This window comes from Paenochrobactrum sp. BZR 201-1, assembly GCF_044987585.2.
GTDB lineage: Bacteria > Pseudomonadota > Alphaproteobacteria > Rhizobiales > Rhizobiaceae > Paenochrobactrum > Paenochrobactrum pullorum.
In genome coordinates, this window is the sequence record NZ_JBJDRZ020000007.1 from 66429 (window position 1) to 87292 (window position 20864).

Here is a 20864-nt window from a genome sequence, read left to right on the forward strand (position 1 = left end):
CTTTGTTGTATGGATATGGTGGATGATCAGCTTCGCAATTTAAAATAAACGAGGAAAAAATATGTCCAATGGGGGGAAGGCTCAGGTGCAACTGAGCCTTGATGAATTATATTCTATCAGTTTTGATACGTTAACGCGTTTAGGATTGGCTACAGATCATGCTGAGACAATTGCCCGTAATTTGTGGCTATGCCAGCGTGATGAATGCCAGTCGCACGGGCTTTACCGTTTGCTGAGCAGTTCTAAGGCCGTGATTGAAAAAGCTGTTGTGCTTGATGCTGTACCCGTTGTGATTGATCATGCTCCGGCCATTGTGCGCGTGGATGCCAAAGGCGGTTTTTCATTATTGGCTTTTGAAAAAGGCAAGGATTTGCTGATTGAAAAAGCACGCCATTCTGGCATTGCTGCGATGGCAATCAATAATTGTGTGCATTTTTCTGCCTTGTGGCCTGATATTGAAGCTTTGACCGAACAAGGACTGGTGGCAATGGCGATGTTGCCAAGCCATGCATGGGTGGCACCGGCAGGGGGCAAACAGGGCGTATTTGGCACCAATCCATTTGCTTTCGGCTGGCCGCGCAAAAATGTGCATCCCATGGTGTTTGATTTTGCAACCAGTGCTTCGGCACGCGGTGAAATCGAACTTTATCTGCGTGCTGGCAAAGAATTACCGGAAGGTTGGGCGGTCGACAGCGAAGGTAAGCCAACCACTGATCCGCAAACCGCTCTTGATGGCGCGATGCTGACATTCGGCGGACATAAAGGCTCGGCGATCGCGATGATGATCGAACTTATGGCAGGGCCTTTGATTGGTGATTTGCTCAGTCTCGAAGCAATGGCAGATACAGTCAATTCCAGTGCTGCGCCACGTCACGGCGAAATTATCATCGCCTTTAATCCGGATAGCTTTTTAGGTGCGCAAACAGAGCAGCATATGGAACGTGCTGAAATGTTGTTTGATGCGATTGCCGGGCAGGGCGCGCGAATTCCTTCACAGCGCCGTTATGAGGCCCGCGCACGCAGTGATGACAATCAATATGTGACGGTTCCGCAAAAATTATATGAGGATATTCAGGCGTTATCAGCGCATTTCATTCGATGAATCGGCTTCTTTGAGTAAGAATTTGACCTGACAACAAAGATGCAGGAAGCGTGAAAGATGCAGGAAGCGTGTTATTGCTTTCCGCCCAGAATGACGCGGAAAGCAGGTCTTTTGCTTGCTGATTTAGCCGCTGACGGATGTTTGGCAGCGAACGCTGCATTAACCTGTACTTTGGCCGCTTGCAGATTATCTTGCGTAATCGCAAACGATTCCTGCACTTGATAATGGTGGATCGGATCAGCTTCAAGCCAATAAGGCTCCTTATGTGCCGCAATAGCACCAATCCATTGGGTTTCGTCCTGATGCAGAACCGGCATAAGAACCAATTCAAATCCGTTTTGCCGTTGCATTTGGCTGATGCCAGATAATTGCGCACATAAAGGTGTATTGCTGCCTGCTACCGATTGCAGCATCTCTTCAGTTTCGACTTGATGATTTTTCGGCCAGAGGCTTGAAAATAACTGATTACGCAATTCTTGTCCGTGACGTGCACAAAGTCTAGTGCCTGCCAAGCGGAATTGGATGCCGCCTTTGGATCTGTGATGCAGAATGAAAATATCGGGTAGATATTCTGCCATCAAGCGCGGAGTGAAATGACGGCGTAAGGGTATCTCATGGTTTTCACGCAAAGCGTGCCATGTGGTGGAAAGAAACTGTGCTGCCGCTGTCATGGCAGAATGGGAGCTGGAACGTGACAAAACAGGTTTCCGCTTAAAATGAATAAAACATCACATCACGTTACTGATGCTTATTGATGCCTATAATTGCTGATTTGCCTCATCCAATATGATTAAGTGTCTGAATGCCAGCTTAACCCTTTGCTCATCCACTGTTAGAATTTGTTAAGGTTAACAAATACGTTTAAGGTTTTGAGAGTTTGATTCCAGAATTTGAATTAAGCAATTGAATTTATTATATAAATTTTGGTTTTCGCGTTAATTCATGGGGCATTCCTGAATGTGGAACATTCCTGCACTCTTATCTGCACAGTCACCTTTGCATGATGATTTGGTTAAATTTGTTAAGAATTAAACGTGGGCATGTGCTGCAAAAAATAACCTGTCTGTTTGGTGACATAGTTCTTTTTTAAGACCGCTATCCCATATGTTATGAAGCGAAAGATATGAAATGACGGGAATCAAATATTCATGACAAATCATGATTCAAATGAAAACTATGGTGTGCCCTATCAAAGGGGCGGTAACTCACCGCAGCCGCGGAAAGCGCGCGAGCCAGTTTTCAACATTCCTGCCGTTATTGTCGGTCTGATTTGCCTATGCGGTTTGATTTATGTGGCGCAGAATTATCTGATCTCGGAAGAGCATAATTTTATCTTCATGTTGAATTTTGCCTTCATTCCGGCACGTTTTACATATGGGGCTGGTTTTTCCGATCCTGCCGCATGGTTTACTATGCTCAGCTATTCTTTCATGCATGGTAGTTTTGCGCATCTGGCCGTTAATATGGTGTGGTTGGCAGCTTTTGGATCGCCGCTGGCAGGTCGCATCGGCGCATCAAAGATACTGATTTTCTGGGCGCTGACATCAATAGTGGCAGTGCTGACGCATTATGCGATTTATCCAACGAGCAATATTCCGTTGGTAGGTGCATCGGGTGCGATTTCCGGCATGATGGGGGCGGCTGCACGCTATGGCTTCAGACGCGTGCCGACATATAGCGGTAATAAAAATATTTCGGCCTTTGCCGGACCTCTGCTGCCGGTATTGACCACGCTGACTTATCGCCCTGTCATCACTTTTGTTGGTATCTGGTTTATCATCAATATTATTACCGGCGTTTATTCTGCGCAGGAAACAGGTTTGGCCTCTATTGCATGGGAAGCACATATCGGCGGTTTTATTGCCGGCTTTTTCGGCATTGCTTTATTTGACAAGCCCCATGAATATGATCGCTATTTCAGGCGCTAAATAGCGAAGATAGATGATCTGCAGTTTGGATATTTATAACCGCAGATCATCTTTAGTGACTTGATTTGTTTGATCTGACAGATCACCATGTGGGATACGGAAGCCTTTGGGGAAGGTCTTTGGTTGAGAGAACAATACATAAAGATAATAAGTAATATTGAGCTCGCATATCCGAAATGGGAGGATTGATCATGACGGTTAAATATATTCTGGAAAAAAAAGGGCGTGACGTCATCAGTGCGATGCCGAATGCCAGTCTATCAGATGTTATTGCTATGTTGGCGCGCCATCGTATTGGTGCCTTGGTGATATGTGACGAAGCGCACAGAATATTGGGGATATTGTCGGAGCGAGATGTAGTAAGGATGCTTGCGGCGCAAGGGCAAAAGGCGCTGGATATGCCGGTGTCTGAAGCGATGACCAAAAAAGTCGAGACCTGTGAGGAAAAGCATACAGTCAATCAGGTGATGGAAATCATGACACAGAAACGTTTCCGTCATATGCCGGTGGAGTGTGACGGCAAGCTGGAAGGCATTATTTCGATTGGTGACGTCGTGAAAGCACGGATTGAACAAGTGGAGCGCGAAGCCGACGAGATTCGCAATTATATCGCCAGTGCGTGATAGCAGGCACTCGGTGATAATCAGGCAAAGAAAAAGCGGTCTCTTCAGATACTGAAGAGGCCGCTTTTTTTAAATTGCCTACGTGAAGTGCTTATTTGCTGCGCAAATAACGTTCAGCTGCATAAAGCGAAATCGCTGCCGCATTGGAAACATTGAGCGATTTAATTTCACCCGGCATATCAAGACGCGCAAGCGCTGAAACAGTTTCGCGGGTTTTTTGACGAAGCCCCTTGCCTTCTGCGCCTAAGACAAGCGCGATTTTATCGCCGACCAATGTGGCTTCCATTTCGGCAGGGCCATCAGAATCAAGGCCAATGGTGATAAAGCCGAGCGCATGCAGCTCTTCCAGTGCTTCGGCAAGGTTACGAACTTCAATATGATTGATCAGTTCGAGTGCCCCGGAAGCGGATTTTGCCAGGACTCCTGATTCTTGCGGGCTATGACGGCTGGTGGTGATCAGCGCTTGCGCCCCGAAAGCAACAGCCGAGCGCATGATGGCACCGACATTGTGCGGATCGGTGACCTGATCGAGCACCAGAAGCAACTGGCTGTCCTGCAAAGCACTTAATTTTTGTGCTTTAAGCGGTTTGGCTTCAATCATCACCCCTTGATGCACAGCTTCACTGCCGGTTTCATTGTCGATATCGCGCGGTGTTACGATCTCGATTGGAAATCCACGAGATTCGATATCTTCAATTTCAAGGCGGGCGAGGGCATTGCGCGTCACCATCATGCGGGTGATTTTACGGTTCGGGTTCAAAACAGCAGCTCTGACCGTGTGCAAGCCATAAAGACGCACTAAATCATCGGATAAAGCACGCGCATCGGCCGCCGGACGGGTGTTTTTACGGAAATTTTGACTTGAAGGATTCGCATTCTGGTCACGAAACTGACGTCTCAACCGTGCGTAATGTGAATCCTTGGGTGTTTTTTTATTGTTGTCGGTGCTCATAGCTATTTTAATTTCTTCAAAGAGGTATTTGACAGTCTGCATACATGAAAATGGTGTCTAAGTATGCCTATATTGAATGAAAGGCATAATTTGTACCGGATTTGCGCGGTTTTAAGGGCGATTTTGCCACTTAGTATATTGAAAACAATCAGCAATCACAGCTTTGAGGGGCGCAAAAACCTGATTTTTCTGGCAGGCTGTGGAAAGAATATGCATTTTTCTGCAAAGATTTGAGAATTGGCTGTTGACAGTTCGTGGCTCTATCGTCATAACGCCACCAACAGCGGTTGATTGACAAATCAAAATGTTAAGTCACTCAAATCGTTGTAAAATGCCTAGTTGCTCGACTCCGCTGGCAGTGATTGCTGGAGGAATGCCCGAGTGGTTAAAGGGGACGGACTGTAAATCCGTTGGCTAAGCCTACGTTGGTTCAAATCCAACTTCCTCCACCACTGCCGGAGCGGATGTCCATGTGCGCGGGTATAGCTCAATGGTAGAGCAGCAGCCTTCCAAGCTGAATACGCGGGTTCGATTCCCGCTACCCGCTCCAGAGTTTTTAAGAGCGAACTGGCGTAAAGTTTTCATGAGGCGGACGGGCAACCGGTCCGTTTTTCTGTATTAAACGCCGGTATGGATAACTATGCTGGCACGCAGGCAGTTCTAAAAGAAGAGAACAACGGCGATGGCTAAGAGTAAATTTGAACGTAACAAACCACACGTTAACATCGGCACCATCGGTCACGTTGACCATGGTAAGACCTCGTTGACAGCTGCTATCACCAAATTCTTTGGTGACTTCCGCGCATACGACCAGATCGATGCTGCACCGGAAGAAAAAGCACGTGGTATCACCATTTCAACGTCGCACGTTGAATATGAAACCGAAAACCGTCACTACGCACACGTCGACTGCCCAGGTCACGCTGACTATGTTAAGAACATGATCACCGGTGCGGCTCAGATGGACGGCGCGATCCTCGTTGTGAACGCAGCCGACGGCCCGATGCCGCAGACCCGTGAGCACATCCTGCTTGCTCGTCAGGTTGGTGTTCCTGCGATCGTTGTCTTCTTGAATAAAGTTGACCAGGTTGACGATGCTGAACTGCTTGAACTGGTTGAAATGGAAGTTCGTGAACTTCTGTCGAAATACGACTTCCCAGGCGATGATATTCCAGTTGTTAAGGGCTCTGCTCTTGCTGCTTTGGAAGATTCAGACAAGACCATTGGTGAAGACGCAATCCGCGAATTGATGGCAGCAGTTGATGCTTACATCCCGACACCAGAGCGTCCAGTTGACCAGCCGTTCCTGATGCCAATCGAAGACGTGTTCTCGATCTCCGGTCGTGGTACAGTTGTTACCGGTCGTGTAGAGCGCGGTATCGTTAAAGTTGGTGAAGAAGTTGAAATCGTTGGTATTCGTCCTACCAGCAAGACAACTGTTACCGGCGTTGAAATGTTCCGCAAGCTGCTCGATCAGGGCCAGGCTGGTGATAACATCGGTGCACTGGTTCGTGGTGTTGGCCGTGAAGACGTTGAACGTGGTCAGGTTCTGTGCAAGCCAGGTTCCGTTAAGCCACACACCAAGTTCAAGGCAGAAGCCTATATTCTGACCAAGGAAGAAGGCGGCCGTCATACTCCGTTCTTCACCAACTACCGTCCTCAGTTCTACTTCCGTACCACTGACGTTACCGGTATTGTGACCTTGCCAGAAGGCGTTGAAATGGTTATGCCAGGCGACAACGTTTCGGTTGATGTTGCGCTGATCGTGCCAATCGCTATGGAAGAAAAGCTCCGCTTTGCTATCCGTGAAGGTGGCCGCACCGTTGGTGCAGGCGTCGTCGCTTCCATCATCGAATAAAAACCTGCTGGTCAGCTAAAATAAATGCTGATCAGTGCTTTTTAGAGCTTGATGTTTTAAATTTTGAGCGCTAAGAGGTTGAAAGAATTCAAACATCGGATTCTCCGGTGTTAAATACAAGAGCCTTCAGGTTTAAGTATTTAGGGGTATAGCTCAGTTGGTAGAGCGACGGTCTCCAAAACCGTAGGTCGCGGGTTCGAGCCCTGCTGCCCCTGCCATTTAGTTGGGCGCTGCATAGTGTAAAGCTGTGCCGCGCTCAATTTCGTTTTAAGGCCGGTAATATTTTTTAGGTTGAATATTATGGTCAAGCACATTCTCGCCTTTTGAGGTGAGGGGAGTGTCCGAAGGGTCTTTTCTCTGTGTGGGCGCAGTTTTTGAACGACTGTTTTACTTTCGTTAACGTCTGGGCTTGTATTTTTTGAGAATCGGTTCTATGTAAGGTCAACAGACACGCGGCGCGTGGGGCTGAATCATCAGCTTTACGTGCCGTAGTTGCGTGAGTGGAAAATTGATTCGTTTACGAAATTGTTTTTTACTACGCCAGATCAATGACAGAGTGACAAATGGCATCTAAGACGAATCCTTTTACATTTTTGCAGCAGGTTCGTGCTGAAACGGCTAAGGTTACATGGCCTTCACGGCGTGAAACTGTTATTTCCACCATTATGGTGGTTGTAATGGCGTTTGTTGCGGCTGTGTTTTTCTTTTTTGCAGATCAGCTTATGGCTTACGTTGTTGAGTTGATACTTGGTCTCGGACGCTGACGGTTTATACGGGAGTAACGGGATGACTGCACGCTGGTACATTGTTCATGCCTATTCGAACTTTGAAAAAAAGGTTGCTGAAGATATTCAGCTCAAGGCGGACCAGAAGGGTCTGTCGCACCTGATCGAACAGATTATCGTTCCGACCGAAAAGGTTGTGGAAGTGCGTCGTGGCCGCAAGGTCGATGCAGAGCGTAAGTTCTTTCCAGGTTATGTATTGATTAAAGCGAATTTGACAGATGCTCTGTTCTCGCTGATCAAAAACACATCGCGCGTAACCGGCTTTTTGGGTGATCCGAATCCGGTTGCGATTCCTCTGCGCGAAATCGAACAGATTTTGGCGCAGGTTCAGGAAGGTGTTGATCGTCCTAAGGCTTCTATTACCTTTGAAGTGGGTGAGCAGGTTCGTGTTTCGGACGGTCCGTTCGCATCCTTCAATGGTATCGTACAGGAAGTTGAGGAAGAGCGCGCACGCTTGAAGGTTGAGGTTTCAATCTTTGGACGCGCCACGCCTGTGGATCTTGAATTCGGTCAGGTTGAAAAGCTTTGATCGTTTTACGGCGGCCTTAGTGCCGCCCGCCGCATTGTAAATGCGGTGTGAGGTGGAAGGTAAGCCGGCTTTAGCCGGTCGGTAAGCCAGACCACCGAACTGCACTGCCAATTTAATTGGCGTTTTAAAGAGTCGCCGGTTCGCCGGCATATCAATGAAAGCAGAATGCAATGGCTAAAAAAGTTGCAGGTCAGCTCAAACTGCAGGTTGCTGCAGGTGCTGCCAACCCTTCGCCACCAATTGGTCCGGCTCTCGGTCAGCGTGGTATCAACATCATGGAATTCTGTAAGGCATTTAACGCTGCTTCACAGGATATGGAAAAGGGTTCCCCGATTCCAGTCGTGATTACATATTATCAGGACAAGTCTTTCACTTTTGTGATGAAGACCCCACCTGTTGCTTACTTCTTGAAAAAGGCTGCTAATCTTAAGTCCGGTTCGAAAGAGCCAGGCAAGATTAAAGCCGGTACAATTTCACGCGATAAAGTTCGTGAAATTGCAGAAGCTAAGATGAAAGACCTGAGCGCAGCTGATATCGAAGCGGCTATGCGTATGGTTGAAGGTTCTGCCCGTTCGATGGGCCTGGAAGTGGTGGGCTGATCTGATGGCGAAATTATCAAAGCGTGTAGCTAAGATTCGTGAAGGTTTTGATCACGATAAGCTTTATGACTTGTCGACCGCTATCAGCGTAGTCAAGGAACGTGCTGTTGCGAAATTCGATGAAACCATCGAAATCGCGATGAATCTCGGTGTTGACCCACGTCATGCAGACCAGATGGTTCGCGGCGTTGTTAACCTGCCAAACGGTACAGGCCGTACAGTTCGCGTTGCTGTTTTTGCTCGTGGCGATAAAGCCGAAGAAGCTAAAAAAGCCGGTGCAGACATCGTTGGGGCAGAAGACCTGTTCGAAATCGTCAATGGCGGCAAGATCGAGTTTGACCGTTGCATTGCAACCCCTGACATGATGCCACTGGTTGGTCGTCTGGGTAAGGTTCTTGGACCGCGCGGCATGATGCCGAACCCTAAAGTTGGTACTGTTAGCGTTGATGTTGCAGCAGCTGTTGCTGCCTCCAAGGGCGGTGCAGTTGAATTCCGCGTTGAAAAAGCTGGTATTATCCATGCTGGTATTGGCAAGGTTTCATTTGACAACAAGGCTTTGGAAGAAAACATCCGCGCATTTGCTGATGCAGTTCTGAAGGCAAAGCCTGTTGCTGCCAAGGGTGAATACCTGAAGCGCGTTTCGATTTCTTCAACCATGGGCGTTGGCGTCAAAGTAGATGCAGCCTCCGTTAAAGTTGAAGCTTAATAATTTGCTGGTCTGTTGAATTTCAACAGACCAGCGCTTTCATTCCGGGCCGCAAGGCCCGGATAACCGGATGGAAATCCGGTTATCCTGTCCGAGATTGTGGGTGGCTTCGGTCTTAAATTTTGCCTGCATGAGACGTGGAATAACCAGGTTTAGCGCTAGTCGCAATTCAAGGTTTGAACCGTAGTTGCTTTTATAATGCCGGTGTATGCCGCTTATAAAGGGGACAGGAGACCAAGCGTCTGAATGCTTCATTGAATGAATGAATTCAGGCTAAGGCAAACCGGCAATTGCATTTTTATGTAATTGTCTACTGGAGAGACACCGTGGATAGAGCGGAAAAACGCGAATTTGTCACATGGCTGAACAGTACTTTTAGCGAGTCTGGTTCCGTCGTCGTGGCTCACTATACCGGTCTCACTGTTTCGCAGATGAGCGATCTACGTTCTAAAATGCGCGAAGCTGGTGGTTCCGTTAAAGTCGCGAAAAACCGCCTTGCCAAAATCGCTCTTCAGGGCACGGAAGCTGAAGGTATCGCAGAGCTTTTCACAGGTCAGACTGTAATTGCTTATGCAGAAGATCCTATCAGCGCTCCTAAAGTAGCAGTTGAGTTCGCCAAGGCTAACGACAGGCTCGTTATTCTTGGTGGTGCAATGGGTGCAACCACTCTTGATGCCGAAGGCATCAAGTCACTTGCTTCCTTGCCTTCACTCGACGAACTGCGCGCAAAGCTGGTTGGTATGATCCAGACACCGGCACAGCGTCTTGCAGTACTTACAAGCGCACCAGCAGGCCAAATCGCCCGCGTTATTGGCGCGCATGCCCGGAAGAACGAGGCGGCTTAAGGCCGTTTCTCGCTGTCAATTGTTCAAACCTTTAAACTAAGGAATACTAAAATGGCTGATCTCGCAAAGATCGTTGAAGACCTCTCAGCATTGACCGTTCTCGAAGCTGCAGAACTGTCCAAGCTTCTGGAAGAAAAGTGGGGCGTTTCCGCTGCTGCTCCTGTTGCTGCTGCTGCTGCTGCTGGTGGCGCTGCTGCCGCTGCTGCTGAAGAAAAGACCGAATTTGATGTCGTTCTCCTTGACGGCGGCGCATCCAAGATCAACGTGATCAAGGAAGTTCGCGCAATCACCGGTCTGGGTCTGAAAGAAGCTAAAGACCTCGTTGAAGGTGCACCTAAGCCTGTTAAAGAAGGTGCAGCTAAAGACGAAGCTGAAAAAATCAAAGCTCAGCTCGAAGCAGCTGGTGCTAAGGTTGAACTTAAGTAAGTTCAGTCATCCGGCAGATGTTCTTGCATCTGCCGGATCTCTGCATTATCAGTAGATGGATGCAGTTTAGTAGGTACCGAACCCTTTTCCTGACCACAATTGATGTGGTCAGGAAACGGGTTTTGTCCCGTTCAGGTGACCGCCGTCAGGCGGCGTATAATAAAGGCCGCAAGGCGTGAGCAAGGCCGCAAGGCTATAGAACGAGGAGCGACGATGGCTCAGACCCATTCTTTCAATGGTCGCAAGCGCGTACGCAAGTTTTTCGGTAAGATCCCCGAGGTCGCCGAGATGCCGAACCTGATTGAGGTTCAAAAGGCATCTTACGACCAGTTCCTTATGGTTAAGGAACCTGCTGGCGGGCGTCTTGACGAAGGCTTGCAGGCCGTTTTCAAGTCTGTTTTTCCGATTCAGGACTTTTCCGGAGCATCGATGCTTGAATTCGTTTCTTACGAGTTCGAGGCGCCGAAATTTGACGTTGACGAATGCCGTCAGCGTGATTTGACCTATTCCGCACCATTAAAAGTGACTTTGCGTCTGATCGTTTTCGATATTGACGAAGATACCGGCGCGAAATCCATTAAGGATATTAAAGAGCAGGATGTTTACATGGGCGATATGCCGCTCATGACAGACAACGGCACTTTTATCGTTAATGGTACTGAGCGTGTTATCGTGTCACAGATGCACCGTTCACCTGGTGTGTTCTTCGATCATGATAAGGGCAAAACCCACTCATCGGGCAAGTTGCTTTTTGCATCGCGTGTCATTCCTTACCGCGGTTCATGGCTGGATATCGAGTTCGATGCCAAGGACGTAGTATTTGCCCGTATCGACCGTCGTCGTAAATTGCCAGTCACCAGCTTGCTGATGGCACTCGGTATGGATGGCGAAGAAATTCTTTCGACTTTCTACAACACTGTCACATATACACGTGACGGTGATGATTGGCGTATGCCTTATTCGGCTGAGCGCTTTAAAGGTATGAAAGTTATTTCAGACCTGATTGACGCTGATACCGGCGAAGTTGTTCTTGAGACCGGCAAGAAGCTGACAGCCCGTGCTGCCCGCCAGCTGGCTGAAAAAGGCCTCAAGGCTATCAAGGTCACCGAAGATGATCTGTTTGGCTCATATCTGGCTGAAGACATCGTCAATTATGAAACCGGTGAGATTTTCCTCGAAGCCGGTGACGAGCTTGACGAAAAGACACTGAAGGTTCTGCTTGAAACCGGCGTTGATGAAATCAACACGCTGGATATCGACCATGTGAACATCGGTGCCTATATCCGTAATACACTGGCCGCTGACAAGAATGAAGGCCGTCAGGATGCGCTGTTTGACATCTACCGTGTCATGCGTCCTGGTGAGCCACCGACCATGGATTCTGCTGAAGCCATGTTCCATTCACTGTTCTTTGATGCAGAGCGTTACGATTTGTCCGCAGTTGGTCGCGTCAAGATGAATATGCGTCTTGATGTCGATGCCGCAGACACTGTTCGTGTCCTTCGCAAAGAAGACATTGTTGCTGTTGTTAAAATGCTGGTTGAGCTGCGCGATGGTCGTGGTGAAATCGACGATATTGACAACCTCGGCAACCGTCGTGTGCGTTCGGTCGGCGAATTGATGGAAAATCAGTATCGCGTTGGTTTGCTGCGTATGGAACGCGCAATCAAAGAGCGGATGTCGTCGATCGAAATCGATACAGTGATGCCGCAGGATCTCATCAACGCGAAGCCTGCTGCGGCGGCTGTGCGTGAGTTCTTCGGTTCTTCGCAGCTGTCGCAGTTTATGGATCAGACCAACCCGCTGTCTGAAATTACCCATAAGCGTCGTCTTTCGGCTCTTGGACCCGGCGGTCTGACCCGTGAGCGTGCAGGCTTTGAAGTTCGTGACGTTCATCCGACACATTATGGCCGTATCTGCCCGATTGAAACACCGGAAGGCCCGAATATCGGTCTGATCAACTCTTTGGCAACTTTTGCCCGCGTCAACAAATACGGCTTCATCGAAAGCCCGTATCGTAAGATCGTTGACGGCAAGGTCACCAGTGATGTTGTTTATCTGTCTGCAATGGAAGAAGCCAAGCACTCTGTTGCTCAGGCTAACGCCATTATCGACGAGAACGGTCACTTTGTTGATGAATTCGTTGTTTGCCGTCATGCCGGCGAAGTGATGATGATGCCACGTGAAAACGTGGACCTCATGGACGTTTCGCCTAAGCAGCTGGTATCGGTCGCAGCAGCTCTTATTCCGTTCCTTGAAAACGACGACGCGAACCGCGCATTGATGGGTTCGAACATGCAGCGTCAGGCCGTGCCTCTGGTACGTGCAGAAGCTCCATTCGTCGGCACGGGTATGGAACCGATTGTTGCCCGTGACTCCGGTGCTGCTATTGCTGCACGTCGCGGTGGTGTTGTTGATCAGGTGGATGCGACCCGTATCGTTATCCGGGCAACCGAAGATCTGGATCCGTCCAAGTCCGGTGTTGATATCTACCGCCTGATGAAGTTCCAGCGCTCCAACCAGAACACCTGTATCAACCAGCGTCCACTGGTTCGTGTCGGTGATCGTATCGGTAAGGGTGACATTATCGCTGACGGTCCTTCGACCGATCTTGGTGATCTGGCGCTTGGCCGTAACGTGCTGGTCGCGTTCATGCCTTGGAACGGCTACAACTATGAAGACTCCATCCTGCTGTCTGAAAAGATTGTTTCCGATGACGTTTTCACTTCGATCCATATCGAAGAATTTGAAGTTGCGGCTCGTGATACCAAGCTCGGACCTGAAGAAATCACCCGTGATATTCCAAACGTTTCGGAAGAAGCGCTGAAGAATCTCGACGAAGCCGGTATTGTTTATATCGGTGCCGAAGTGAACCCGGGCGATATTCTGGTCGGTAAGATCACACCAAAGGGCGAAAGCCCGATGACACCGGAAGAAAAGCTGTTACGCGCCATCTTTGGTGAAAAAGCTTCCGACGTCCGTGATACCTCCATGCGTATGCCTCCGGGAACATACGGTACGATCGTTGAAGTTCGTGTTTTCAATCGCCACGGCATTGAAAAAGACGAACGTGCAATGGCCATTGAACGTGAAGAGATCGAACGTCTTGCAAAAGACCGCGATGACGAACAGGCCATTCTCGACCGCAACACCTATGGTCGTCTGGTGGATACACTGGAAGGCAAAGTCGCGATTGCCGGTCCTAAGGGCTTCAAAAAAGGCGGCGCACTGACCCGTGATGTGATTGCAGAATATCCGCGTTCACAATGGTGGCAGTTTGCTGTTGAAGACGAAAAGCTTCAGGGTGAAATTGAAGCGCTTCGCAACCAGTACGACGAATCCAAGAAGATGCTTGAAGCACGCTTCATGGACAAGGTTGAAAAGGTCCAGCGCGGCGACGAAATGGCTCCTGGCGTCATGAAGATGGTCAAGGTCTTTGTTGCTGTTAAGCGCAAGATCCAGCCTGGTGACAAGATGGCCGGCCGTCATGGTAACAAGGGTGTGGTTTCCCGCATTCTGCCTGTCGAAGATATGCCGTTCCTGGAAGATGGTACGCATGCGGATATCGTGCTTAACCCGTTGGGTGTGCCGTCCCGTATGAACGTTGGTCAGATTCTGGAAACGCATCTGGGCTGGGCTTGTGCCGGTATGGGTAAGAAGATCGGTGAACTGATCGAAGCCTATAAGAAGAGCGCTGACATTCAGCCGCTGCGTCAGACACTGGAGCATATCTATCCGGATAATGACCGCAACGAGCCTGTCCGCAATTACGATGATGAGTCGGTTCTGACACTGGCTAATCAGGTAAAGCGCGGCGTATCGATTGCCACACCTGTTTTTGACGGCGCTGTGGAAGCCGATATCAACGCGATGCTGACAGATGCCGGTTTGGCAACATCGGGTCAGTCAACTCTTTATGATGGTCGTACCGGTGAGCCGTTCGATCGTCAGGTGACTATGGGCTACATCTATATGCTGAAGCTCCATCACTTGGTTGACGACAAGATCCATGCGCGTTCGATCGGACCTTACTCGCTCGTCACACAGCAGCCGCTGGGTGGTAAAGCGCAGTTCGGTGGTCAGCGCTTCGGTGAAATGGAAGTCTGGGCTCTGGAAGCTTACGGTGCAGCATATACCTTGCAGGAAATGCTCACAGTCAAGTCTGATGACGTGGCCGGACGTACCAAGGTCTATGAAGCGATTGTACGTGGTGACGACACATTCGAGGCCGGTATTCCTGAGAGCTTTAACGTTCTCGTCAAGGAAATGCGCTCGCTGGGTCTCAACGTACAGCTCGATGACACCCGTGATGCTCAGCCGATGCTGCCGGACGCAGCCGAATAAATTTACAGGCGCGCTATGGTTTTTCCATAGTGCGCCCGTATTGTCAGTTTAAACGGCATTAGTTAGCGAATTCTATTTACGGTGATGAGGTATCCTCCTGCATCGCTGACGACACAAAGGGCGGCGGATCGCCCTCAAGGAGAACGGCATGAACCAAGAGGTCATGAATCTTTTCAATCCTCAGGCTCCGGCGCAGACGTTCGATTCCATCAGAATCTCGATCGCCAGCCCTGAGAAGATTCTGTCCTGGTCATACGGCGAGATCAAAAAGCCGGAGACGATCAACTATCGTACGTTCAAGCCTGAACGCGATGGTCTTTTCTGTGCGCGCATCTTTGGCCCGATCAAGGATTACGAATGCTTGTGCGGTAAGTACAAGCGTATGAAATACAAAGGCATCATTTGCGAAAAATGCGGCGTTGAAGTCACATTATCACGCGTACGTCGTGAGCGCATGGGTCATATTGAACTCGCGGCTCCGGTTGCACATATCTGGTTCCTGAAATCTCTGCCAAGCCGCATCGGTACATTGATGGATATGACGCTCAAGGATATTGAGCGCGTACTCTACTTCGAAAATTACATCGTTACCGAACCAGGTCTGACTTCACTGAAAGAGCATCAGTTGCTTTCAGAAGAAGAATATATGATCGCGGTTGACGAGTTCGGTGAAGATCAGTTCACAGCTCTTATCGGTGCAGAAGCAATCTACGAAATGCTGGCCGCTATGGATCTGGCAAAGATCGCTGCTGACCTGCGCGTGGAATTGGCTGAAACGACATCAGAACTGAAAACCAAGAAGCTGATGCGTCGCCTGAAGATCGTTGAAAACTTCATGGAATCGGGCAACCGTCCTGAATGGATGATCATGAAGACTGTTCCGGTTATCCCACCGGATCTGCGTCCTCTGGTTCCGCTTGATGGTGGTCGTTTTGCGACTTCCGATCTGAACGACCTTTACCGCCGTGTGATCAACCGTAACAACCGTTTGAAGCGTTTGATCGAACTGCGTGCGCCTGGCATCATTATCCGTAACGAAAAGCGTATGCTTCAGGAAGCTGTTGATGCGCTGTTCGACAATGGTCGTCGTGGCCGCGTGATCACCGGTGCCAACAAGCGTCCGCTGAAGTCCTTGTCCGACATGCTTAAAGGTAAGCAGGGTCGTTTCCGTCAGAACTTGCTCGGTAAGCGCGTCGACTATTCCGGTCGTTCAGTTATCGTGACCGGTCCTGAACTGAAATTGCACCAGTGCGGCTTGCCGAAGAAGATGGCACTGGAACTGTTCAAGCCATTTATCTATGCACGTCTTGACGCCAAAGGCTTCTCTTCAACTGTTAAGCAGGCGAAGAAGCTGGTTGAAAAAGAACGTCCGGAAGTTTGGGATATTCTTGATGAAGTGATCCGTGAGCATCCGGTTCTTCTGAACCGTGCGCCAACACTTCACCGTCTTGGTATTCAGGCTTTTGAACCCGTGTTGATCGAAGGTAAGGCAATCCAGCTGCACCCGCTCGTATGTACTGCGTTTAACGCTGACTTCGACGGTGACCAGATGGCTGTTCACGTGCCGCTGTCGCTTGAAGCACAGCTTGAAGCACGCGTTCTGATGATGTCGACCAACAATATTCTGCATCCTGCAAACGGTCTGCCGATTATTGTTCCTTCACAGGATATGGTTCTCGGTCTCTATTATCTGTCGATTGTTGCGGATAAAGAGCCGGGTGAGGGCATGATTTTCGCCGATATGGGCGAATTGCACCATGCGCTGGAAAGCAAAGTGATTACACTGCACACGAAAATCAAAGGTCGCTACAAGACCGTTGATGCAGAAGGTAATCCGGTTTCCAAGATTTATGACACCACACCAGGTCGTCTGATTTTGGGTGAATTGCTGCCGAAGAACGTCAATGTTCCATTCGACACCTGCAATCAGGAAATGACCAAGAAGAACATCTCCAAGATGATCGATCTGGTTTACCGTCATTGCGGCCAGAAAGAGACAGTGATCTTCTGTGACCGTGTGATGCAGCTTGGCTTTGCACATGCGTGCCGCGCGGGTATTTCCTTTGGTAAGGATGACATGGTCATTCCTGACACCAAGGCGAAGATCGTTGCCGACACTGAAGCGCTCGCCACCGAATATGAACAGCAGTACAATGACGGTCTGATTACTCAGGGCGAAAAGTACAACAAGGTTGTTGATGCTTGGGGTAAGGCGACTGACAAGATTACCGAAGAAATGATGGCTCGTATTAAAGCCGTTGAATTCGACCCGGTAACCGGTCGTCAGAAGCAGATGAACTCGATCTACATGATGTCGCATTCCGGCGCGCGTGGATCGGTCAACCAGATGCGTCAGCTCGGCGGTATGCGTGGTCTGATGGCCAAGCCTTCAGGTGAGATTATCGAAACGCCGATTATCTCGAACTTTAAAGAAGGTTTGACCGTTAACGAATACTTCAACTCCACACACGGTGCCCGTAAGGGTCTTGCCGATACGGCGTTGAAGACCGCGAACTCCGGTTACTTGACACGTCGTCTTGTTGACGTGGCTCAAGATGCGATCATCTCGGAAGTTGATTGTGGTGCTGATATTGGTCTGACCATGCAGCCTATCGTCGATGCCGGTCAGATTGTAGCCTCCATTGGTCAGCGCGTTCTCGGCCGTACAGCACTCGATGCAATCCTGCATCCGCTGACGGGTGAAGTCATTGTTGAAGCCGGTCGTATGATTGAAGAATACGACGTCGATAAGATCGAAAAAGCTGGTATCCAGTCGATCCGTATCCGTTCGGCTCTGACCTGTCAGACACGTAACGGCGTGTGCGCCAAGTGCTATGGTCGTGACCTTGCACGCGGTACTCCGGTTAACCAGGGTGAAGCAGTTGGTGTTATCGCGGCTCAGTCCATTGGTGAGCCTGGTACACAGCTGACCATGCGTACGTTCCACTTAGGCGGAACAGCGCAGGTTGTTGATAGTTCTTATCTTGAAGCTTCTTATGAAGGTACAGTCCAGTTGCGTAACCGCAACGTGGTTCGTAACTCTGACGGCCAGCTGGTTGTCATGGGTCGTAACATGGCTGTTCTCATCATTGATGCTTCCGGCAAGGAGCGTGCAAGCCATCGTGTTACTTACGGTTCACGCTTGTTCGTGGATGAAGGTGATGCAGTTCGTCGTGGTCAGCGTATTGCGGAATGGGATCCATATACCCGTCCGATCGTTACCGAAGTTGAAGGTATTGCTGAATTTGAAGACCTCGTTGATGGTCTCTCGGTTCAGGAAACCACCGATGAATCAACCGGGATCACCAAGCGCGTTGTTATCGACTGGCGTTCAACACCACGTGGTGCAGATCTGAAGCCTGCGCTTATCATCAAGGATAAGTCCGGCAAGATCGCGAAACTTTCAAAGGGTGGTGAAGCCCGCTTCCAGCTTTCAGTTGAGACAATTCTTTCGATTGAGCCAGGTGCGACGGTTAAAGCCGGTGACGTCATTGCGCGTCTGCCGCTTGAAAGTGCCAAGACCAAGGATATTACCGGTGGTCTGCCGCGGGTTGCTGAATTGTTCGAAGCACGTCGTCCGAAGGATCATGCGATCATCGCTGAAATCGATGGTACAATCCGCTTCGGTCGTGACTACAAAAACAAGCGTCGTATTGTTATTGAGCCAAGTGACAGCACGATTGAACCAGCAGAATATCTGATCCCTAAGGGCAAGCCTTTCCATCTCCAGGATGGTGACGCGATCGAAAAGGGTGATTACATTCTCGATGGTAATCCGGCACCACACGACATTCTTGCTATTAAGGGTGTTGAAGCGCTGGCGTCCTATCTGGTCAATGAAATTCAGGAAGTCTACCGTCTGCAGGGCGTGTTGATCAACGATAAGCACATTGAAGTCATCGTACGTCAGATGTTGCAGAAAGTTGAAATCACCGAGTCCGGCGATAGCGGTTACATCCCTGGTGATCATGTTGATCGCATTGAACTGGATGAAATCAACGATCGTCTGATCGAAGAAGGCAAGAAGCCAGGTGTTGGTACTCCGGTACTCTTGGGTATTACCAAGGCTTCGTTGCAGACACCTTCGTTCATCTCTGCTGCATCCTTCCAGGAAACAACCCGCGTTCTGACCGAAGCGGCTGTTGCTGGTAAGATGGACACATTGCAGGGCCTGAAGGAAAACGTGATTGTTGGTCGTCTGATCCCGGCAGGTACCGGTGGCATGACCAACCAGATCCGCCGGATCGCTTCGGCCCGCGATGAACTGATCATCGACGAGCGCAAGAAATCCTCCGGTTCTGTCAGCGCAGACGCCATGTTGGTTGATATGACCAAAGGCGCTGCTGAATAAAAAATAAAAAAAGCGGTCTGAATTTCAGGCCGCTTTTTTCATGCTCTTATCAGACATAAAAAGAGACCGCCGGCGAGGGCGGTCTTTTTTTGTTTGTGAAGCAAGGCTTATTCTTCGTCTTCTTCCTCATCGTCACCATCAAATTCGATCAGGGCAACCTCACCGCTACGCGCTGTTTCCCATGCGCTGCGATGTGGTTCTTCATCCGGTTGATCTTCAATTGTGCCAACTTCGAGAAGTTCGGCCTCATGATAACCTTCCTCAGCCAGAATGCTCAAAGCGAGATCAACCAGATTTTCATCTTCTTTGTTGGTGAGGAGAAGGTGAACTTCAATCGACTCATCGCTGCCTTCGTTCCAGACATCGGCAATGATAAGATGAACCGGAAGTTCTGTTTTCGGCGTTTCAGTTGTGGACGACATTGTGGATTCCTTGAAATTACAGTTGCTTTTCGACTCAGTCGTGGTTGAATAGCTTTTGTTGCGGCTGATCGCCATCCTAAATGGTTAAAACATCGTTGACGATGCTAAATAATCACCGGTCCCCCGCTTTTCGGCATGGTTTGCGCTGCCCAATTCGTTAAAAATTCCTTAACAGAGTGCCTGTTTTAAGAAAGTTAAGCCGCAGACCTTGACGCGGGAGTGTTAAACGCGTATCAGCAGCCCATCTGAGCCGATGTGAGACAGGCTTTTTCGAGGTGACTCACCTTGAAGTTCATCTCAAACAGGGTTCGTTTTACTTACGAAATGCAACTTGCCGTTCGCATGAAACTGTTAGTTTCCTCTGCTTTTGTTCGGGATGGATACCGCTAGGTACGCTATACCCGAATTTGTGCATGTTTATAGCATAGAAACGGCCCAATTGGGCAGAGATACGAGTTTTTTGAAAGAGGAAGGTGCTATGCCTACCGTAAACCAGTTGATCCGCAAGCCGCGCACTGCGCCGGTAAAGCGTAATAAAGTGCCTGCTTTGCAGGCAAATCCACAAAAACGTGGCGTTTGCACCCGCGTTTACACCACAACCCCTAAGAAGCCTAACTCGGCTCTTCGTAAGGTTGCCAAAATCCGTTTGACCAATGGCTTTGAAGTCATCGGCTACATTCCGGGTGAGGGTCACAACCTTCAGGAGCACTCCGTGGTTATGATCCGCGGCGGCCGCGTAAAGGATTTGCCGGGTGTGCGTTATCACATCATCCGTGGTGTGCTTGATACACAGGGTGTTAAAAACCGTAAACAGCGTCGTTCGCTGTATGGTGCTAAGCGCCCTAAATGAGAATTTTCCGGGGATACCGGCCGCCATTCCGGCGAGTTGAGCCCGATGTAATTGAAAGACTAGAATAAATGTCTAGACGCCATAAAGCTGAGAAGCGTGAGATCAATCCGGATCCAAAGTTTGGAGATCTCGTCATCACCAAGTTCATGAATGCAGTAATGCTTCATGGTAAGAAATCGACTGCTGAAGGTATCGTATACGGCGCGTTGTCCGCGATCGAAGCGAAAGCCAAGCAGGAGCCGCTTGCCCTGTTCCATCAGGCGCTTGATAACGTAGCTCCGCACGTTGAAGTGCGTTCGCGTCGCGTTGGTGGTGCAACCTATCAGGTTCCGGTTGATGTTCGCCCAGATCGCCGTCAGGCGCTGGCGATCCGTTGGTTGATCAATGCTGCTCGCGGCCGTAACGAAACCACTATGGTTGATCGTTTGTCCGGTGAGTTGCTTGATGCAGCTAACAACCGTGGTTCGGCTGTTAAGAAGCGTGAAGATACGCATCGTATGGCTGAGGCGAACCGCGCTTTCTCGCATTACCGTTGGTAATCATC

17 protein-coding genes and 3 tRNA genes are annotated in these 20864 nt (G+C 49.4%); 17 read left to right on the forward strand and 3 right to left on the reverse strand.

Going from position 1 to position 20864, the window contains the following annotated elements:
• Window positions 1-61: 61 nt before the first annotated feature.
• Window positions 62-1102, forward strand: coding sequence for an Ldh family oxidoreductase (locus ACI0FR_RS06430; protein WP_404905979.1), 1041 nt, complete (start codon window positions 62-64; stop codon window positions 1100-1102).
• A 71-nt stretch (window positions 1103-1173) separates the two neighbouring features.
• On the opposite strand, the gene ACI0FR_RS06435 is transcribed toward ACI0FR_RS06430, so the two are convergent.
• Window positions 1174-1800 (reverse strand): PAS domain-containing protein, encoded by a 627-nt coding sequence (locus ACI0FR_RS06435; RefSeq protein WP_374830689.1) that lies wholly within the window; start codon window positions 1798-1800, stop codon window positions 1174-1176.
• Between the two features lie 450 nt (window positions 1801-2250).
• Here ACI0FR_RS06435 and ACI0FR_RS06440 point away from each other — a divergent pair, with 450 nt between their 5' ends.
• A complete protein-coding gene (locus ACI0FR_RS06440; RefSeq protein WP_404905978.1) occupies window positions 2251-3030 on the forward strand; it encodes a rhomboid family intramembrane serine protease in 780 nt (259 codons plus the stop codon).
• A gap of 191 nt (window positions 3031-3221) precedes the next feature.
• A complete protein-coding gene (locus tag ACI0FR_RS06445; RefSeq protein WP_374830693.1) occupies window positions 3222-3653 on the forward strand; it encodes a CBS domain-containing protein in 432 nt (143 codons plus the stop codon).
• Window positions 3654-3744: 91 nt separating this feature from the next.
• On the opposite strand, the gene rlmB is transcribed toward ACI0FR_RS06445, so the two are convergent.
• Window positions 3745-4605, reverse strand: coding sequence for a 23S rRNA (guanosine(2251)-2'-O)-methyltransferase RlmB (rlmB, locus tag ACI0FR_RS06450; protein ID WP_374830695.1), 861 nt, complete (start codon window positions 4603-4605; stop codon window positions 3745-3747).
• A 367-nt stretch (window positions 4606-4972) separates the two neighbouring features.
• Here rlmB and ACI0FR_RS06455 point away from each other — a divergent pair.
• The 12 genes from ACI0FR_RS06455 (at window position 4973) to rpoC (ending at window position 19048) form a co-directional block, all read left to right on the forward strand.
• Window positions 4973-5057: transfer RNA gene (locus tag ACI0FR_RS06455), tRNA-Tyr, on the forward strand.
• 24 nt (window positions 5058-5081) lie between these two features.
• Window positions 5082-5155, forward strand: a tRNA-Gly gene (locus tag ACI0FR_RS06460).
• A 132-nt stretch (window positions 5156-5287) separates the two neighbouring features.
• Window positions 5288-6463, forward strand: coding sequence for an elongation factor Tu (gene tuf, locus ACI0FR_RS06465; RefSeq protein WP_374830718.1), 1176 nt, complete (start codon window positions 5288-5290; stop codon window positions 6461-6463).
• A 142-nt stretch (window positions 6464-6605) separates the two neighbouring features.
• Window positions 6606-6681: transfer RNA gene (locus ACI0FR_RS06470), tRNA-Trp, on the forward strand.
• A 345-nt stretch (window positions 6682-7026) separates the two neighbouring features.
• On the forward strand, window positions 7027-7227 hold the full coding sequence (gene secE, locus ACI0FR_RS06475; protein ID WP_374830697.1) for a preprotein translocase subunit SecE: 201 nt from the start codon (window positions 7027-7029) through the stop codon (window positions 7225-7227).
• A gap of 22 nt (window positions 7228-7249) precedes the next feature.
• On the forward strand, window positions 7250-7777 hold the full coding sequence (nusG, locus tag ACI0FR_RS06480; protein ID WP_374830699.1) for a transcription termination/antitermination protein NusG: 528 nt from the start codon (window positions 7250-7252) through the stop codon (window positions 7775-7777).
• A gap of 170 nt (window positions 7778-7947) precedes the next feature.
• A complete protein-coding gene (gene rplK / locus ACI0FR_RS06485) occupies window positions 7948-8376 on the forward strand; it encodes a 50S ribosomal protein L11 (protein ID WP_343804213.1) in 429 nt (142 codons plus the stop codon).
• A gap of 4 nt (window positions 8377-8380) precedes the next feature.
• Window positions 8381-9082: a 50S ribosomal protein L1 gene (gene rplA / locus ACI0FR_RS06490; protein ID WP_374830701.1), complete on the forward strand. Its 702-nt coding sequence runs from the start codon at window positions 8381-8383 to the stop codon at window positions 9080-9082.
• 326 nt (window positions 9083-9408) lie between these two features.
• On the forward strand, window positions 9409-9927 hold the full coding sequence (rplJ, locus tag ACI0FR_RS06495; protein WP_374830703.1) for a 50S ribosomal protein L10: 519 nt from the start codon (window positions 9409-9411) through the stop codon (window positions 9925-9927).
• Between the two features lie 51 nt (window positions 9928-9978).
• Window positions 9979-10353 carry a 50S ribosomal protein L7/L12 gene (rplL, locus tag ACI0FR_RS06500; protein WP_374830705.1) on the forward strand — a complete coding sequence of 125 codons (375 nt, stop codon included), beginning with the start codon at window positions 9979-9981 and terminating at the stop codon, window positions 10351-10353.
• Window positions 10354-10566: 213 nt separating this feature from the next.
• Entirely contained in the window at window positions 10567-14697 is a 4131-nt protein-coding gene (rpoB, locus tag ACI0FR_RS06505) for a DNA-directed RNA polymerase subunit beta (protein WP_374830708.1), read from the forward strand.
• A gap of 148 nt (window positions 14698-14845) precedes the next feature.
• On the forward strand, window positions 14846-19048 hold the full coding sequence (rpoC, locus tag ACI0FR_RS06510; RefSeq protein ID WP_404905977.1) for a DNA-directed RNA polymerase subunit beta': 4203 nt from the start codon (window positions 14846-14848) through the stop codon (window positions 19046-19048).
• Between the two features lie 107 nt (window positions 19049-19155).
• On the opposite strand, the gene ACI0FR_RS06515 is transcribed toward rpoC, so the two are convergent.
• Entirely contained in the window at window positions 19156-19470 is a 315-nt protein-coding gene (locus ACI0FR_RS06515) for a hypothetical protein (protein ID WP_374830712.1), read from the reverse strand.
• Between the two features lie 478 nt (window positions 19471-19948).
• Here ACI0FR_RS06515 and rpsL point away from each other — a divergent pair, with 478 nt between their 5' ends.
• Entirely contained in the window at window positions 19949-20320 is a 372-nt protein-coding gene (gene rpsL / locus ACI0FR_RS06520; protein WP_184218718.1) for a 30S ribosomal protein S12, read from the forward strand.
• 68 nt (window positions 20321-20388) lie between these two features.
• Complete coding sequence (rpsG, locus tag ACI0FR_RS06525) at window positions 20389-20859, forward strand: 30S ribosomal protein S7 (RefSeq protein WP_374830714.1); 471 nt, start codon at window positions 20389-20391, stop codon at window positions 20857-20859.
• The last annotated feature ends 5 nt before the right edge of the window (window positions 20860-20864 follow it).

Coding starts and splice junctions, on each gene's coding strand:
- secE (WP_374830697.1), top strand. CDS start 7,027: ATGGCATCTAAGACGAATCCTTTTACATTTTTGCAGCAGGTTCGTGCT.
- rplK (WP_343804213.1), top strand. CDS start 7,948: ATGGCTAAAAAAGTTGCAGGTCAGCTCAAACTGCAGGTTGCTGCAGGT.
- ACI0FR_RS06440 (WP_404905978.1), top strand. CDS start 2,251: ATGACAAATCATGATTCAAATGAAAACTATGGTGTGCCCTATCAAAGG.
- ACI0FR_RS06515 (WP_374830712.1), bottom strand. CDS start 19,470: ATGTCGTCCACAACTGAAACGCCGAAAACAGAACTTCCGGTTCATCTT.
- rlmB (WP_374830695.1), bottom strand. CDS start 4,605: ATGAGCACCGACAACAATAAAAAAACACCCAAGGATTCACATTACGCA.
- rpoB (WP_374830708.1), top strand. CDS start 10,567: ATGGCTCAGACCCATTCTTTCAATGGTCGCAAGCGCGTACGCAAGTTT.
- ACI0FR_RS06430 (WP_404905979.1), top strand. CDS start 62: ATGTCCAATGGGGGGAAGGCTCAGGTGCAACTGAGCCTTGATGAATTA.
- ACI0FR_RS06445 (WP_374830693.1), top strand. CDS start 3,222: ATGACGGTTAAATATATTCTGGAAAAAAAAGGGCGTGACGTCATCAGT.
- rpsG (WP_374830714.1), top strand. CDS start 20,389: ATGTCTAGACGCCATAAAGCTGAGAAGCGTGAGATCAATCCGGATCCA.
- rpsL (WP_184218718.1), top strand. CDS start 19,949: ATGCCTACCGTAAACCAGTTGATCCGCAAGCCGCGCACTGCGCCGGTA.
- rplL (WP_374830705.1), top strand. CDS start 9,979: ATGGCTGATCTCGCAAAGATCGTTGAAGACCTCTCAGCATTGACCGTT.
- rplA (WP_374830701.1), top strand. CDS start 8,381: ATGGCGAAATTATCAAAGCGTGTAGCTAAGATTCGTGAAGGTTTTGAT.
- tuf (WP_374830718.1), top strand. CDS start 5,288: ATGGCTAAGAGTAAATTTGAACGTAACAAACCACACGTTAACATCGGC.
- nusG (WP_374830699.1), top strand. CDS start 7,250: ATGACTGCACGCTGGTACATTGTTCATGCCTATTCGAACTTTGAAAAA.
- rpoC (WP_404905977.1), top strand. CDS start 14,846: ATGAACCAAGAGGTCATGAATCTTTTCAATCCTCAGGCTCCGGCGCAG.